Here is a 15,372-nt window from a genome sequence, read left to right as displayed (position 1 = left end):
TTTAATTAGTTTGAAACAACAATATAACCGAAAAAATTATATTTTTTAAAAAATGTGTGATCACTATAAAATTTTTACTTATAGTTAAGTTTTACTAGGTAAGCAATTTTCTAACGCAGAAATAATTTAATTTTATATAAAGATATTCAAAAAATAATGTGAAATGATAATAAAAATTTATGATTATCTATAAGTAGTGGCGGACAGAGAGGGATTTGAACCCTCGAGCCCCGATTAAGAGCTGCACCCTTAGCAGGGGTGTGGTTTCAGCCACTCACCCATCTGTCCATAAAAAGAAATCGCATTATAATTGAAGGCCGCTGATATCTTGCTTAAATTTACATTTCGCAATTGCAGACCTTAGATAAAAAATCTAAAACAAAAATTTACAAATTTAGTCCTTCCAAAGCCACCATTTTAGCTTGGCTTTGTCTGGGTGTGGCATATTTACATAGTAGTAAACCATACGGTAAACATAGAGGATACACCTATAGCTGCCGCGTCCGAGCGCCTTTGTGCGCTCAAACATCTCGTCAGAATCTGCGCCATTTAGTAAAGCGATATCCTTAACCAAGTGCTAGTATATCTGCTTTAGTCGCCTAGCTAACATAGAGAATTTTCTTAAAATCACCCAGATTCGACTCTTCATCTCGCTTTGGCATCGTCTTTGTGTAACATTTTATAAAAAATTTACATAAAAGCTATGATTAAAATAACTTAATAACAAGCTCAAATATTAAATTTGCTCCAAAATTCGTTCACAAATTTCTCTTGGATTTACATTCTCATAAATCGGCCTACCAACAACGATAAAATCACTACCCTCTTGCTTTGCGCTCACTAAGTTTGCTACTCTTTTTTGATCTCCAGCGCTCTCGCCAAAAGGCCTAACACCAGGGCAAAGAGTGATAAATTTCTCATTTGTTACATCTTTGATGAGCTTGCTTTCAAAAACAGAACAGACCATTCCATCAAGCCCTGCTTCAAAACTCATCTGACTAAATTTTCTAACAGCTCTTACGATCGTATCGTTATAAACAGCGTCAAACTCGCTCTCACTAAAGCTAGTAAGTGCCGATACTGCGAGCACCAAAGGACGGCTTCCAAGACCAGCTAGCCTATCCATAACTGTTTTCATCGCACATTCACCAGCGCTAGCATGCACATTTATCATATCTACGCCGATTTTTGAGACTACTTCGGCCGCATCTGCCATCGTATTTGGGATATCATAGAGCTTTAGATCAAGGAAGATTTTAAAATTTCCAAGCCATTTTAGCTCTTCTATAAATTTTACTCCGTCCCTAAGATAGCTTCTAAGCCCTACTTTTAGCCAAAGATCAAGCCCTTTTAGCTCGCTAGCAAGGGCTAAGTTCTCTTCACGACTAGCCATATCAAGTGCGACACAGAGCCTCACAGATCGTCCTTTAGCTTATCAAGTACGCCATTTATAAATTTTGGCGCCTGATCACTTCCAAGTTCTTTCGCAAGCTCGATTGCTTCGTTTATGATGACAGCCTTATCAGTTTGGCTAAATTTCATCTCATAAAGCCCAAGTCTAAGAATGGCAAGCTCAGTCGCACCAACCTTGCTAAAATCGCCATCTTTTAGATATGGCTTTAAAATTTCATCTAGTTTTTCTTTGTTTGCGAGCACCTCTTTAAAAGTCTGCTGCGCCTCATGTTTACGCTCGTTTCTTATCTTTTTCTCTTCTAGAAATTCCTCTTCAAATGCAGCAGTTACCGGATTTATCTCATTTGAGTAGAGCAGCGAAACGACGGCCTGCCTAACCTGATGACGAGTCGCCATTTTACGCCTCCAAATTTTTATATAAGCTTAGCATCTCGATCACGCCCGTCATCGCTTCAAAGCCCTTATTTCCAGCCTTTGAGCCCGCTCGCTCGATGGCTTGCTCGATGCTATCAACTGTCAGCACGCCAAAGGTCACCGGTTTTCCGTATTTTAGCGTGACGTTTGCGATGCCCTTGGTGGTCTCGGCGCTAACGTAGTCAAAGTGAGGCGTAGAGCCGCGGATAACCGCTCCCACGCAGCAAACTGCGTCAAATTTACCGCTAGCTAGCGCCTTTTCAAGCGCCATCGGTATCTCAAACGCGCCCGGCACCAAAATGAGGCTCAAATTCGCCTCATCCCCGCCGTGACGCAAAAACGCGTCCCTCGCGCCCTCGACCAGCCTATCGGTGATGATATGATTAAATCTAGCACCCACTATAGCGACCTTTTCGCCGCCTTTTAGAGCCAAATTTCCTTCGATTATTTTCATGGTTTCTCCTTTAAATTATCTTTAACATTATCGCGCTTAGCGTTATTAGCGATAGATAAAACGCCTTTAGCGCGCTCATTTTTTCACCGTTAAAAATCACTCCGACGCCCACAGCTCCGATCGCTCCGATACCCGTCCAGATCGCGTACGCTACCGACATCGCCATCGCCTGCATTGCGTAGCTCAAAAGCCAGAGCGAAAGGGCGAAATTCGCGGTTAAAATCAAAAAATTCGCCGCCTTTTTCACGCCGACGCTTTTTTGAAATTTAGTTAGAAAAAACACGCCCAAAACCTCGCAGCACCCGGCCGCCAAAAGAGCTAAAACGTGCATCAAGATTTTAGCCTTTTTAGCCCCAGTACGCCGGCAACTAGCGTCGCTATGAAAAATAGCCGCAAAGCATCTGGCGCCTGGCCGCTTGAGGTGTATTCGCTAACGCTTTCGGCGACCACGATAAAAAACGCTCCAAATCCCACAAATACGGTATATGCGACGCTAACGGGCAAGTATTTCATAGCCTTCATAAACGATACGAAGCTAACGCAGACTAACGCGGCGGTAAGCGCGAATCCTACGGCGTTTTGGGCGTGTTTTAGCCCGTATGCCCAACCGCACTCGGCGACCGCGCCACCTAATACCCACAAAAAGCCCTTAGTTTGCATCGCCTAGGGCGTCTTTTATCTTAAAAATTTGAGCGATATTTGCGTCTAGCTCGTCCAAATTTAGCATATTCGGCCCGTCGCAAAGCGCCTCGCAAGGATTAATATGCGTCTCGTAGAAAAATCCGTCCACGCCTGCAGCCGCCGCGGCTCGCGCAAGATACGGCACGAATCTCGCGTCCCCGCCACTTTTTTCGCCCAAAGCCGACGGCATCTGCACGCTGTGAGTAGCGTCGAAAATCACGGGCGCAAATTCCCTCATCAGCACCAAATTTCGCATATCTACGACTAAATTCCCGTAGCCAAAGGTGCTGCCTCGCTCCGTTAGCCACACGCCGTTTTGTTTAGCAACCTCGTATCCCTCGCCGCTAATGCCCCTTGTTTCTAGCACTTTTTTGACCGAGTGTTTCATTGCAGACGCCGCTAAAAACTGCCCTTTTTTGATATTTACGACCGCTTTTGTTTTAGCCGCAGCTACGAGCAGATCGGTCTGACGGCACAAAAACGCCGGGATTTGCAGCACGTCGGCCACTTCTCCAACAGGCGCAGCCTGGTAGCTCTCGTGGATATCGGTTAAAATTTTAAAACCAAATTCCTTTTTGACCTTGGCTAAAATTTCGCACCCTTTTTCAAGTCCGGGCCCGCGAAACGAGCTTATACTCGTGCGATTTGCCTTATCAAAGCTTGATTTGAAATAAAAATCTATCCGCTTATCTTCGTTAAATTTAACCAGCCTTTTTGCCACGTCAAAAACGAGCTGCTCGCTTTCTATGACGCAAGGTCCTGCTATTAGTATCATTTTTTCTCCTTTATTTTTCTTTAACAACTAAAATTCCACTCACTATTACTAGCAAGATACCTAAAAGTGCCGTTTGATTTGGCAATACATCACCCATAAAATAGCCAATTATAAGCGTAAAAATGACGTCTGCGTAGCTAACTGCAGCGATCACTCCAGCCTTTTTGCCAACCGCAAACGCCTTTGTCATGTACGACTGAAAAAAATATCCGCTAAGCCCCATTAGCAAGATAAAAATAACGTTATACCAGCTTGGCATGCTAAATTTTGAAAACAAAAAATCAAGTGGCTCGTAGGTGAAAAATTCTGCCAAACCCATGCAAATAAGTGGCAAAAACGAGCCCCAAAGCATAAAACTTAACACTATAATATTTGTACCGTAACTCTTGTTTAGCTCCTTAACGCTCGTGTATGCGATCGCCGCACCAAGACCGCTCCAAACACCGATAATATCAGTCTTGCTTATGCCTAAATTTGGCTGGATAACAAGCAAAATTCCACCAAATCCCAAAAATACAGCAAACCAGCCAAGTGAGCTTAGACGCTCTTTGAAAATAAAAGCTGCGAGGATGGCTGTAAAGATTGGATTTGTCTTTTGAAATGTGAAAGCTGTGGCCAAATTTACATGAGCGACATTGTAAAAAAAAGCAAAAAGTGCGACCGTGCCCACAAAACCGCGAAACATCAGCAAAAAAAAGTGTCCGCCAGCTTGCTTAAATGGAAATCTATAAATGGCATAAATAACAATAAAAAGGCCTATTAAATTTCTAAAAAATACAACTTCGATAGATGGCATATCTTTGCTAAGATACTTTGCAAATGCGCCAGTAACGGCAAACATAAAGCAAGCAAATAGCATATAAAAAATGCCAAGATGCGAAATATAAAACTTTTTTAACATCACATGACCTTTAAATTTAAAGTAGCCATTTTAATGAAAAGTGGCTTAAATTTTGGTTGATTTTTTCTTTTATTTTGGCGCTTTTAAGCAAATTTTTATACTTTATATAAGTCAAAAATTTGTATAATCAGCCATCACGAAAAGGACAAAATTTGCAAAAAGTAATATTAGTAGGCAAGCCAAATGTCGGCAAAAGCTCACTTTTTAACCGCTTAGCTGGTCGTCGTATCGCTATAACAAGCGATGTTAGCGGCACGACAAGAGATACGAACAAAGCTAAGATCGAGGTTGAGGGTAAAGAGTGCATATTAATCGACAGTGGCGGCCTTGATGATAGTAGCGAGCTTTTTAAAAATGTAAAAGCAAAGACCTTGGCAGAGGCTAGAAATTCAGACGTCATCTTATACATGGTCGATGGCAAAATGATGCCAGATGACGAGGATAGAGCCATTTTTTACGAGCTTAGCAAGCTAAATTTACCAATCGCTCTAGTCATCAATAAAATAGACAGCAAAAAAGATGAGCAAAGGGAGTGGGAATTTGTAAGCTTTGGCGCTAAAAATTCCTTTGGAATTTCTGTAAGCCACAACACAGGCATAGATGAGCTTAGCATGTGGCTAGCAAAGCACTTAGAAAACAAAGTGCAGATAAAGGCCGATACAAGCGAAGATTTTGATGATTTTTTAGAAAACTATAACGACGAGGGCGAGTTAAGCGACGAGATAGACTATGAAAGCAAAAACATCAGAGTTGGTATCATAGGACGTGTAAATGTCGGCAAAAGCTCACTTCTAAACGCTCTTGTAAAGGAGAGTCGCGCCGTCGTTAGTGACGTGGCAGGCACTACGATCGATCCGGTCAATGAAATTTACGAGCATGATGGCAGAGTTTTTGAGTTTGTCGATACTGCTGGTATTAGAAAGCGTGGCAAGATCGAGGGCATCGAGAGATACGCACTAAATAGAACTGAGAAAATTTTAGAAGAGACGGACGTAGCGCTACTAGTGCTTGATAGCTCTGAGCCACTAACCGAGCTTGATGAGCGCATCGCTGGCATCGCCTCGAAATTTGAGCTTGGCGTCATCATCGTGCTAAACAAATGGGACAAAAGCAGCGAGGAATTTGACGAGCTTTGCAAAGAGATAAAAGATAGGTTTAAATTTTTAGCATATGCGCCGATCATCAGCGTTTCGGCTTTGGGCGGCAAAAGAGTGCATAAAATTTATCCACTTATTATTGAAATTTACAAAAACTACACCCAAAAAATCCAAACTTCAAAGCTAAATGAAGTGATCGGCGAAGCGACCAAAGCGCACCCACTGCCACGAGATAAAGGCAGGGTCGTGAAAATCTACTACGCAGTGCAGTTTAAGACAGCACCTATCATGATAGCGCTCATAATGAACCGCCCAAAGTGCCTGCACTTTAGCTACAAACGCTATTTAACAAACAAGCTTAGAGAGAGTTTTAATCTAACTGGCGTGCCTATCGTGCTAATCCCTAAAAAACGTGGAGAGAGTGATGAAGACAAAGAACAATAATATCGTTTTGATAGGGTTTATGGGTGTTGGCAAGGGCACAACCGCAAGGGCGCTAAGCAAAGCTTTAAAGACGATGAATCTTGACTGCGACGATCTTCTTGAGAGCTCACAAAACATGAAGATAAAAGCTATTTTTGATGAATTTGGCGAAGAGTATTTTAGGCAGCTTGAAAAGGATCTGGCTAAATTTCTAGCAACAAATGTCAAAAATGCAATCATCTCAACTGGCGGAGGCTTTGCGAAGGTTAAAAACTTAAACAAAATTGGTACCGTGATCTATCTAAAAGCTAGTTTTGATGCGATCATGCAAAGACTAAAAAATAGTAAAAATAGCGAGAAAAAACTTGCCAAACGTCCACTTTTAAGTGATCTAAAAAGAGCCAAGGCGTTACATCTGGAGCGAGAGGAGCTTTATGAGAAAAAGGCTGATTACATCGTCGAAGTCGAGGGTAAAACTCCAAAGCAAATCGTAAAAGAGATAAGGATGCTTTTAAAAATTTAGTTGTAAAGTGGTAAGGGCTGCTTGCAACGATAAATTTTAAGATCAGGCTAGATGGCTGTCTGGCGTGGTGTTAAAATTTGAAATGTTTGAGTTAAATTTAACGTTTTGTAGTTAGAAATTTTAGCGAAATTTTGAGATGAATTTGCTTTACTTTGCTAGAGCGCTAAAGCGGCAAATGTTGTGCAGTCAAATTTTAATCAAGACTAGGCATTTAGCCTTCCAAGCTAAATTTTAAGATCAAGTTGGATGCATAAAGTCTAACGTGATGTTAAAATTTAAACGTTTTGGCAAAGATTTTTTGTTTAGGCAAGGCGAAATTTTGTTTTTAAGCCGAGGCTAGAAATTTAGTCTGCGAGATAAATTTTAAGATTAGACTAGATAAAAGTATCTACTCTGATGTTAAAATTTAAAAAAAGCATTTTGGCGAAGTATCGTGAGATGATTTTGATAGTTGTGTAGAAATTTTAAGCCGAGGCTAGACACATAGTCTGCTGAAAGCTTAAAATTTCAAATCTCTATCAAAAGCGCTCGCGAGAAAAAGCCAAAATTTGAAAGGATAAGATGAGAGTATTAACCGGCCTCCAACCCTCCGGCAAACTACACCTTGGCAACTACTTTGCCTCGATAAAGCAGATGGTTGATATGCAAGAGCAAAATGAGATGTTTATGTTTATAGCAAACTACCACGCGATGACGAGCCTTAGCGAGGCCAAAGCCCTAAAGCAAAACACTTTTGAGGCTGCGTGTGCGTTTTTGGCACTTGGGATCGATCCAAATAAAAGCATATTTTGGGTGCAAAGTGACGTTAAAGACGTGCTTGAGCTTTACTGGGTGCTAAGCCAACACACGCCTATGGGCCTACTTGAGCGCGCGCATAGTTACAAAGATAAAGTCGCAAAAGGTCTTAGCTCGCACCACGGACTCTTTAGCTATCCAGTTTTGATGGCAGCTGACATTTTGCTTTATAACGCGCAGGTCGTACCCGTGGGCAAGGATCAGATCCAGCACGTAGAGATCGCTCGTGATATTGCGATAAAATTTAACAACGAGCATGGAGAAATTTTTACATTGCCTGAGGCGAAGATCGATGAAAATGTCGCCACCGTGCCTGGCACAAACGGCGAAAAGATGAGCAAAAGCTATGGCAACACTATTGACATCTTTGCCGATACTAAAACGCTTAAAAAGCAAATTTCTAGCATCGTGACAGATGGCACACCGCTTGAAGAACCAAAGCAGTGGCAAAACTGCAACGTCTATAATATCGCTAAGCTTTTCTTAGACGAGAGTGGGCAAAAAGAGCTTCAAGCTAGATATGAGCGTGGTGGCGAGGGTCATGGACACTTTAAAGCTTATCTAAACGAGCTTATTTGGGACTATTTTAAAGATGCGAGAGAGAAATTTGAACATTATCAAAATAATCCTGACGAAGTGTCTGGAATTTTAGAAATAGGAGCCAAAAAGGCAAGTAATGTTGCTCAAACAACGATAAAAAAAGTTCGTGAAGCAGTCGGAATTTATTAATAAAGGAAAAATATGCAAAATTTATATCCATACGCACAGATAGTTCATCTTTTTTGTGCAATCATCTTTGTTGGTTACCTCTTTTTTGATGTAATCATTTTTAAGGCAGCTTGTAAAAAAATGCCACCTGAGCTTGCTCAAAAGGCAAAACAGGCTATCGGTTCAGTTGCTATTAAGATAATGCCACTTTGCATCTTGCTTTTGGTATTAACTGGAGGCATGATGATGAGTAACTGGGTCGGATCAAAGGCTGGAGGCTACTTTGAGACAAATTTACAAATCATTTTTATGATCAAATTTTTCTTAGCAATGCTAATCGTAGCTGCGGTTATAACAAATTTGAGCTGCAAATTTATATTTAAACGTCCTAGCCCACTTGGCAACATTCACCCATTTGCGCTAACAGCGGCAGTTTTTATCGTACTTTTTGCAAAAGTTATGTTTATGGTTTAAGGATACGGAATGATTAATTTAAAACTACTCGAGACAAATTACGATGAATTTGTAAAAAAACTTGAGGGAAAAAATGTAAAAGCTGGGCTACTTGACGAGCTTTTACAAACTTTTAACGAGCTAAAACAAAAACGTAAAGCACTTGAAAATTTCCAAGCGATCCAAAATGCAAAGAGTAAAGAGCTTGGCATAAAGGCAAGAGCTGGCGAAGATGTAAGCGAGCTTAAAAATGAGCTAAATTTAAATAAAGCTGCACTTGCTGATGCTGATGATATCGTTAAACAATATGAAGAAAAGCTTGAGCAAATTTCATTTAACGTGCCAAATATCACCGATGATGACGTACCATTTGGTAAGGACGAGGATGATAATGTCTGCATCAAAACAGTGCTTGAGCCAACTAAATTTAACTTTACACCAAAAGAGCACTGGGAGTTAGGTGAGAGTCTTGGCTGGCTTGACTTTGAAAGGGGCGCAAAGCTCTCAGGATCTCGCTTTACCGTGCTTCGCGGCATGGGAGCAAGACTTAGTAGAGCGCTTGTTAATTACATGATCGACTTTAACAGCTCACGTGGCTTCGAGCTTGTAAATGTCCCTTATCTAGTAAGCTCAAACACACTTTTTGGCACCGGTCAGCTGCCTAAATTTGAAGAGGACCTTTACAAAGTGCGCGACGAAGACCTCTACCTCATCCCAACCAGCGAAGTACCTGTGACAAATTTATACAATGACACGATTATTGAGGCCGAGCAGTTACCTATAAAGATGACTTGCTACTCAGCATGCTTCCGCCAAGAGGCAGGCTCAGCAGGACGTGACACTAGAGGTATGATCCGCCAGCACCAGTTTGAAAAGGTCGAGCTAGTAAGTATCACAAGACCTGATCAAAGCGAAGACGTGCTAAATGAAATGGTAGCGTGCGCAAGCGATCTACTAACTAGCCTTGGGCTTCCTCACCGCCATATGCTTCTTTGCAGTGGCGACCTTGGCTTTAGCGCGGCAAAGACGATAGACCTTGAGGTTTGGCTACCTGGTCAAGGCAAATATAGAGAGATTAGCTCTATTTCCAATACTCGTGATTTTCAAGCAAGGCGTGCAAAAATTCGCTTTAAAGATGGTAAGAAAAATATGCTTGCAAATACGCTAAATGGCTCAAGTCTAGCTGTGGGTAGGACTCTTATTGCCATCATGGAAAACTACCAAAAAACAGATGGCACTATCGAAATTCCAGAAGTTCTTAAAAGGTATATGTAGTGGCTGAAGAAGAGGTTGTAGTTTTAAAACCACCTGGCGAGCAAGCAGAGCAAGAAGCGCCTGAAGAGGCAAAAGCCGAGGCACCTGAAGAGATCGTTTCACTTGAGAGTATCGCAAGTGAGGGTGTGCTGCAAGACGAGAGCATCCCAGAGCCAATCCCTGTAAAAAAGAGCAATAAAAAGCTCTTTATAATAGCAGGTGTGGTCACTCTAGTGTTTATCATCTTGATAGTGGTTTTGCTAGTTATCTTGCTAAAGAAAGACAAAAAAGAGAACATAGATGCTGCAAGTATCGTAAAAAATATAGAAAACAACTACCAAACGCAAAATTTTGGCGCTTCAAAGATCGATGAAATGATAAATAAAGCCAATCAGCTTTATGAGCGTGGCAATAAATTTGAGGCTCTAAAAATTTATGAAAACATAGCTGTTTATAACCAGTCTCTCTCAAACTACAACCTTGGCGTTTCGCAGATGAAACAAGAAAGATGTGATGAGGCGATTGTATCTTTTAATAAAGCAATAACCGATAGAGAAAACACAGCAGTTAGCGCCATAAACGCTGCTGTTTGCTCGCTCGAGCTAAATAATACTAAAAATTTTAACTACTACATAGGACTTGCTGATTCATTTTTGCAGTATGAAAACAACTCGCCACTTTATAGCTATTACTACGCGCTTATAAACTATTATAAAGGCAACTATTACGAGGCGCTTCAAGCACTTTCTCATCCAAATACTGCGGATTATAAAAATGAATATGCGTATTTAAGTGCAAAGATTTTATCACTTCTTGGAGATGATGAAAGAGCAATAGCCAAACTTGAGAGCCAAAAGGCATTTAAGGCCGACTTCACGCTAGCACAGCTCTATGCAAGACTTGGCAAATACGACAAGGCAAGGGATTATCTAACAAAAGCTTCTAAAAATACGCCAAATATCGATCTTATCAAGATGACTGAGGCGCTAATTGATCTAAAAACTGCTGACTACGGCGACGCGGCTGCATTTATCAAAGATGTTTACGACTACAATGCTTCTTTGCCAAGCAAAATTTACAAGATAAAAACGATACTAAAGCCTGATCTTTTTGATGTCAGCCTAGCTCAGGCACACTTTAGCGATGATATGTTTTTTGATAGAACAAGGCGCTATGAGACCCTTTTTTACTTCGCACCTTACAAGGTCTTTGATGCAAAACAGAGTATCGAGCAGATAAGAAAAGGTGGTGTTAGCGTCTTTTTAGATGACACCTCAGCGGCAAATGACTACCTTAGCCAAAGTGCGGCTGCTTCAAAAGTAAATGCAAAACTTAGCGAAGCTATCGCAAAAGCGCTAAGCTACCGCTTAAAAGAAGCAAATAAAGAGTTTGAAGAGCTAGCCAGCACTTATCCAAATCACTCTATCTTGCAATACAATCTCGCCTTAAGCTACGCTCAGCTTGGAAATTTTAGCCTTGCAGCAAAGCACTTCATAGCAAGCTATCATCAAGATGTAAATAACCATCTTGCAGGCATTTTTGGGGCGATTTGTCTAGATATAAATAGAAATTTAAACCCAAAACTCATTGAAGAGATCGGCGAAAATTTAGAAAACGATAAGAGCTTAAAGCCTGTAAATTTATATGCCTCACTTCTAAGTCTGGTTAGCGGTAACCAAAGTGCGATGATAAGATGGCTTGAAGAACCAAAAGAGCAGACAATGCTAAATTTAGCCTTTGATATCATCATCGCAAAAGTAACAAACAATGACGAACTAATGGCAAAGAAAGCTGATGAGCTACTAAAAATTTTGCCAAATGATATTATTGCAAATATCTTAAATTTCATCTCGAAAAACAAAGAGCAAAATGTCAAAGAGTATGCAAAAGCGATACAAATTCACTTTAATGGCAAGCAGCTTGATTCAAACGCTTTCTATCACGGTGCTGATATCATCAAAAAGCAATACATCAAGCTACTTCAAATTTCAGGCTTACTTACAAGAGAGCGTGATAAGTTAAGAGCCGAGCTAAAAAATGCTCCAAAGAATATAAATTTAATCCAAACTCTAGCCTATGTCGATATCTTTACAAACGACTTTGATGAGAGCTATAAACTTTATAATCAAGCAATCGATGAGTTTAAAGTAAATGACGCTAGCACATTGTTTTTAGCATCTGTGGCTGCAACAGGGGCTGGAAAAGTATCAAACGCGATCGCACTTTTAGAGCTAACAAAACTAAATGATGCTAGTGCTATCGAAAATAGAATAGCTCTTGGCCTAATGTATCAGCAGATAGATAATATAAAAGCAGCTCTTATACAATACAGCAAAATAGGAAATGTTAAGTATGAAAGCGAATTTTACGACTTTGAGATAGATAACGACTGATAAAAATTTAACTAGGCCTTTATGAGCCTAGTTTTAACTATTTTAAATACTAAGCAATATCTAAAATTTCAAGATTTATTTGATCTAAGACTTCACTAAATTTATAGATCGTATCACCGCATTTATACTCAATACTCTTGCTGCTCTTTTTATTTTTTTGAGATAAAATTTTCTCCATCATACTGGGAAGCTCTTTTTGTAAAAGTAGTTTATAAGACATCCCCATTCCATGCGTTAGAGACTTTATAAATTTGCCATCAACCTCGCTCCCATCTTTTATCATATGTAGTGTTGCGTCAAATTTAAGTTTCTTAAGAGCCTCGTAAAGCTCGATTTTATCCTTTGCTGGAGCTATTTCTTTATCGCAAATACAGTGATAGCTCACGTAAATTGGCTTTTTATAGCTGCTTTGAATATTTAAATGATCTAAATTTAGGATGTTTCTTATCTCCTCTCTTGCGTCAATAAAATAGTATGGTGATTTTTCATTAAGCGTCCAGTAGGTCTTATCAAAAAAATAAAGATATAAATTTTTATACAAAATGCCAGTACCAAAACAAAAATAGTTAGTAAAATCTATCTCTTTACCAAAGCCAATAAGACGCCATAAAAATATGGCATAAGAGCTATTATCTATCACGGCATCAACTAGCCATGGAGCGATCTTAGCACACATATGTGCCAGATATCCACCATGTGAGCTGCCTACCATTATCACTGGCAGATATTCAAATTTGGCATTATTTATATATTTTTTTGTGTAAAGCACAGCATTTAGCACATCCATTGCTTGCATAACGCCAAAATTTTGATATTCATTTTTTGTTGGCACCATCGTAATGCTAGCATTTAGTCTAAAATCAGCCGGCAAAATACCTCTCTCTTTTCGAATAGTAATCTCTTTGCTGAGAAATTTAAGTAGCAAATCAACCTTCTCGTGGCAATCGATACTTTTTAGATCAATTGGTAAATTTATACCTATACTTGATAGTTCTCTTGTTAAGATTTCGCGATCTATATCATCAAGTCCAAATTTCGCCCCAAGCTGTGGGCGGTTGCCTATGCAGTGATAATCCACGCTAATGCATGCAACATCATAAGTCTCTGCCATAGTCCGAATAAGATTAGCTCTATATCCAAGGTCAGAGTCTTCTCCAAGCCCAGGGATAATCACCAAAAGAGCTTTTGCATCCTTGGCATCGTCATAACAGGAATAAAAGGAGAGAGGAGAGCTTCTTTTTATACCAAGTTCAATATCATCACAAGATGAAATTTCATAGCTTCCATCAACTAGCATTTAAATCCTTTTAAATTTACTAATTTCTCCTATTTTTGCGAGACATTATAAAAAAAGCTAACGATCTGTTTTGCTAGGCGTTCTTTAAAAAACGGCCAGATGTAGCTTGGCGAATAGACATTGCCAGCTTGCATAAGCGAGATATTTGTTGCCTTTTCGCCACCATTTTTTGGACGCACTAGCACGCTTACTTGCATGTGATAAGTATAGCTATTCGTGCTAAAGTCATCATCATCGTAATAGCCAAATGGGAAAAACATCGAGTAGCCAAAGCCAAAGCTTGGTCTACCAAAGCCATATCCCATGCCCATTGAAAATCTAGGATCTCTTTTTATTATCCTAGAAAAGCTTTGCACATCGCCAAGGATGATGAAGTCGGCATTTTTGATATTTGGTTCGTTTCTAAAGCCAGCCTTTGCAAATTCGCTTAAAATTTCAGCATTTACATCTTGCCCGGTCGCACTATTTTTAAAATTTACATAAACGCTTTTGTTTGATTCATTAAGCGTAAAAAATATAGGCTCGCTCGTTTTGACTGAGATATTTGGAGTACTACTAGCACATCCAACAAAAAATACCGCCAAGACAAATAAAAAGAAATTTTTCATATTCACTCCTACAAGAGCGATCTTATAGCACTTTCAAGTACGCTTTTTGGCGTAAGACCGATAAATTTTGATCGCATCTTACCATCTTTATCAAAAAAATAGATAACTGGCACACCCATGACGCCACCAACTGCCTTACTAAAGTAATCAACTGAAACCTTGTCACTCGTAGTTTTAAAGGTGATGTTGTGCTCTTTTAAAAGCTCAATATCTTTATCAAAACCTTTACTAGGTCCTAAAACGCCAATGAATTGAACCTCTTTACCATACTCTTTTTCAAGCGTATTTAGATCAGGTATTGCGGCCTTGCACACTCCGCAGTCCGTACCAAAGAAAAATAGCATATATGGCTTATCGCCTATCTTTAGCCTCTTTTCTGTTGGAAAAAACTGCGTATCAATGCCGCTTGAGTCATTTAGCGTAATGTGATGCTTCTCATACTGCTTGACGCAGCCCATAACTAGGGCTGAGACTAGACATAAAAATAAAATTTTATATCTCATTTGGCACCTTTGGGTTTTCAATAGTGCGAATTTTTTCTAGCTTACCATGTCTTAGATATACGATCTTATCGCCATACTCGCCAAGATCAGGGTTGTGAGTTACTAGAAGAATGGTTTTGCCATCTTTTCTTAGCTTGCAAAATAGATCAAGTATAACTCTTTCATTTGCTTCATCAAGGTTACCAGTTGGCTCATCTGCTATTAAAATTTCAGGATCGTTTATGAGCGAGCGTGCGATACAAAGGCGTTGTTGCTCACCACCACTTAGCTGACTTGGTCTGTGTGTTAGTCTGTGAGAAAGACCAACTGCCTCAAGCGCTTTTTTAGCATCCTCTTCATCAACTGAGCTGTGATAGTACTGAGCGATCATCACATTTTCAAGTGCGCTAAGATATGGCACTAAGTGAAACTGCTGAAAAATAAGACCGATCTTTTCACGTCTAAATTTAAGTGTATCATCAGCATTTAGATTGCTCGCATCATCGCCACCGAGCATATAAGTACCACTACTTGGAGTATCCATTAGAGAAAGTATATTTACAAGCGTACTCTTACCACTACCACTTGGTCCCATTACGCTGACCCACTCACCTTTTTTAACCTCAAAATTTATATCATCAAGTGCTTTAACATCGCCAAAAATTTTACAAATATTTTTTAATTCTAGTGCATTTTGCATA

The 15,372-nt window shown here is 39.9% G+C and carries 17 protein-coding genes, 1 tRNA gene and 1 pseudogene; 6 read left to right on the top strand and 13 right to left on the bottom strand.

What is annotated here, in order from left to right:
• Positions 1–197: 197 nt before the first annotated feature.
• The 9 genes and pseudogenes from CVT18_RS04670 to CVT18_RS04630 form a co-directional block, all read right to left on the bottom strand.
• A tRNA-Ser gene (locus tag CVT18_RS04670) sits at positions 198–288 on the bottom strand.
• Positions 289–394: 106 nt separating this feature from the next.
• Positions 395–584, bottom strand: a pseudogene (locus CVT18_RS04665) (helix-hairpin-helix domain-containing protein).
• 152 nt (positions 585–736) lie between these two features.
• Positions 737–1,417 (bottom strand): orotidine-5'-phosphate decarboxylase, encoded by a 681-nt coding sequence (gene pyrF, locus CVT18_RS04660; protein ID WP_103629177.1) that lies wholly within the window; start codon positions 1,415–1,417, stop codon positions 737–739.
• Entirely contained in the window at positions 1,414–1,809 is a 396-nt protein-coding gene (gene nusB, locus CVT18_RS04655) for a transcription antitermination factor NusB (protein WP_087585156.1), read from the bottom strand. Before nusB ends, pyrF begins: the two co-directional genes overlap by 4 nt.
• A 1-nt stretch (position 1,810) precedes the next feature.
• Entirely contained in the window at positions 1,811–2,281 is a 471-nt protein-coding gene (ribH, locus tag CVT18_RS04650) for a 6,7-dimethyl-8-ribityllumazine synthase (protein ID WP_021090940.1), read from the bottom strand.
• Between the two features lie 10 nt (positions 2,282–2,291).
• Entirely contained in the window at positions 2,292–2,615 is a 324-nt protein-coding gene (locus CVT18_RS04645) for a DMT family transporter (RefSeq protein WP_103629178.1), read from the bottom strand.
• Positions 2,612–2,941 (bottom strand): DMT family transporter, encoded by a 330-nt coding sequence (locus CVT18_RS04640; protein ID WP_103629179.1) that lies wholly within the window; start codon positions 2,939–2,941, stop codon positions 2,612–2,614. Before CVT18_RS04640 ends, CVT18_RS04645 begins: the two co-directional genes overlap by 4 nt.
• On the bottom strand, positions 2,931–3,737 hold the full coding sequence (gene kdsA, locus CVT18_RS04635; RefSeq protein WP_103629180.1) for a 3-deoxy-8-phosphooctulonate synthase: 807 nt from the start codon (positions 3,735–3,737) through the stop codon (positions 2,931–2,933). Before kdsA ends, CVT18_RS04640 begins: the two co-directional genes overlap by 11 nt.
• Before the next feature lie 10 nt (positions 3,738–3,747).
• On the bottom strand, positions 3,748–4,638 hold the full coding sequence (locus CVT18_RS04630) for a DMT family transporter (protein ID WP_103629181.1): 891 nt from the start codon (positions 4,636–4,638) through the stop codon (positions 3,748–3,750).
• Positions 4,639–4,790: 152 nt separating this feature from the next.
• On the opposite strand from CVT18_RS04630, the gene der reads away from it, so the two are divergent.
• The 6 genes from der (at position 4,791) to CVT18_RS04600 (ending at position 12,284) form a co-directional block, all read left to right on the top strand.
• The gene (der, locus tag CVT18_RS04625; protein WP_107824284.1) at positions 4,791–6,179 is read left to right on the top strand and encodes a ribosome biogenesis GTPase Der; all 1,389 of its coding nucleotides are present in this window, start codon (positions 4,791–4,793) and stop codon (positions 6,177–6,179) included.
• Positions 6,160–6,681, top strand: coding sequence for a shikimate kinase (locus CVT18_RS04620; protein WP_103629183.1), 522 nt, complete (start codon positions 6,160–6,162; stop codon positions 6,679–6,681). The genes der and CVT18_RS04620 overlap by 20 nt, the downstream gene beginning before the upstream one ends.
• Positions 6,682–7,242: 561 nt before the next feature.
• Positions 7,243–8,205 carry a tryptophan--tRNA ligase gene (trpS, locus tag CVT18_RS04615; RefSeq protein ID WP_103629184.1) on the top strand — a complete coding sequence of 321 codons (963 nt, stop codon included), beginning with the start codon at positions 7,243–7,245 and terminating at the stop codon, positions 8,203–8,205.
• A 12-nt stretch (positions 8,206–8,217) separates the two neighbouring features.
• The gene (locus CVT18_RS04610; RefSeq protein WP_021090475.1) at positions 8,218–8,658 is read left to right on the top strand and encodes a hypothetical protein; all 441 of its coding nucleotides are present in this window, start codon (positions 8,218–8,220) and stop codon (positions 8,656–8,658) included.
• A gap of 9 nt (positions 8,659–8,667) precedes the next feature.
• Positions 8,668–9,912 carry a serine--tRNA ligase gene (gene serS / locus CVT18_RS04605; RefSeq protein WP_103629185.1) on the top strand — a complete coding sequence of 415 codons (1,245 nt, stop codon included), beginning with the start codon at positions 8,668–8,670 and terminating at the stop codon, positions 9,910–9,912.
• Positions 9,912–12,284 carry a tetratricopeptide repeat protein gene (locus tag CVT18_RS04600; RefSeq protein ID WP_103629186.1) on the top strand — a complete coding sequence of 791 codons (2,373 nt, stop codon included), beginning with the start codon at positions 9,912–9,914 and terminating at the stop codon, positions 12,282–12,284. The genes serS and CVT18_RS04600 overlap by 1 nt, the downstream gene beginning before the upstream one ends.
• Before the next feature lie 49 nt (positions 12,285–12,333).
• Here CVT18_RS04600 and CVT18_RS04595 read toward each other — a convergent pair whose 3' ends face one another.
• From CVT18_RS04595 to CVT18_RS04580, 4 genes are read right to left on the bottom strand one after another with little or no spacing between them, the layout of a single operon-like run.
• A complete protein-coding gene (locus CVT18_RS04595) occupies positions 12,334–13,581 on the bottom strand; it encodes a DUF2920 family protein (RefSeq protein WP_103629187.1) in 1,248 nt (415 codons plus the stop codon).
• Between the two features lie 29 nt (positions 13,582–13,610).
• Positions 13,611–14,189, bottom strand: coding sequence for a hypothetical protein (locus tag CVT18_RS04590; RefSeq protein ID WP_103629188.1), 579 nt, complete (start codon positions 14,187–14,189; stop codon positions 13,611–13,613).
• 8 nt (positions 14,190–14,197) lie between these two features.
• Positions 14,198–14,692: a TlpA family protein disulfide reductase gene (locus CVT18_RS04585; RefSeq protein ID WP_021090806.1), complete on the bottom strand. Its 495-nt coding sequence runs from the start codon at positions 14,690–14,692 to the stop codon at positions 14,198–14,200.
• Positions 14,682–15,371, bottom strand: a complete 690-nt coding sequence (locus CVT18_RS04580; protein ID WP_054196145.1) for an ABC transporter ATP-binding protein — start codon at positions 15,369–15,371, stop codon at positions 14,682–14,684. The genes CVT18_RS04585 and CVT18_RS04580 overlap by 11 nt, the downstream gene beginning before the upstream one ends.
• Position 15,372: the final 1 nt, after the last annotated feature.

This window comes from Campylobacter concisus, assembly GCF_003048405.1.
Classification (GTDB): domain Bacteria; phylum Campylobacterota; class Campylobacteria; order Campylobacterales; family Campylobacteraceae; genus Campylobacter_A; species Campylobacter_A concisus_Q.
This window is presented reverse-complemented; position numbering and strand designations above follow the sequence as displayed.

Coding starts and splice junctions, on each gene's coding strand:
- nusB (WP_087585156.1), bottom strand. CDS start 1,809: ATGGCGACTCGTCATCAGGTTAGGCAGGCCGTCGTTTCGCTGCTCTAC.
- ribH (WP_021090940.1), bottom strand. CDS start 2,281: ATGAAAATAATCGAAGGAAATTTGGCTCTAAAAGGCGGCGAAAAGGTC.
- CVT18_RS04640 (WP_103629179.1), bottom strand. CDS start 2,941: ATGCAAACTAAGGGCTTTTTGTGGGTATTAGGTGGCGCGGTCGCCGAG.
- kdsA (WP_103629180.1), bottom strand. CDS start 3,737: ATGATACTAATAGCAGGACCTTGCGTCATAGAAAGCGAGCAGCTCGTT.
- CVT18_RS04630 (WP_103629181.1), bottom strand. CDS start 4,638: ATGTTAAAAAAGTTTTATATTTCGCATCTTGGCATTTTTTATATGCTA.
- CVT18_RS04620 (WP_103629183.1), top strand. CDS start 6,160: ATGAAGACAAAGAACAATAATATCGTTTTGATAGGGTTTATGGGTGTT.
- trpS (WP_103629184.1), top strand. CDS start 7,243: ATGAGAGTATTAACCGGCCTCCAACCCTCCGGCAAACTACACCTTGGC.
- CVT18_RS04610 (WP_021090475.1), top strand. CDS start 8,218: ATGCAAAATTTATATCCATACGCACAGATAGTTCATCTTTTTTGTGCA.
- serS (WP_103629185.1), top strand. CDS start 8,668: ATGATTAATTTAAAACTACTCGAGACAAATTACGATGAATTTGTAAAA.
- CVT18_RS04595 (WP_103629187.1), bottom strand. CDS start 13,581: ATGCTAGTTGATGGAAGCTATGAAATTTCATCTTGTGATGATATTGAA.
- CVT18_RS04590 (WP_103629188.1), bottom strand. CDS start 14,189: ATGAAAAATTTCTTTTTATTTGTCTTGGCGGTATTTTTTGTTGGATGT.
- CVT18_RS04585 (WP_021090806.1), bottom strand. CDS start 14,692: ATGAGATATAAAATTTTATTTTTATGTCTAGTCTCAGCCCTAGTTATG.
- CVT18_RS04580 (WP_054196145.1), bottom strand. CDS start 15,371: ATGCAAAATGCACTAGAATTAAAAAATATTTGTAAAATTTTTGGCGAT.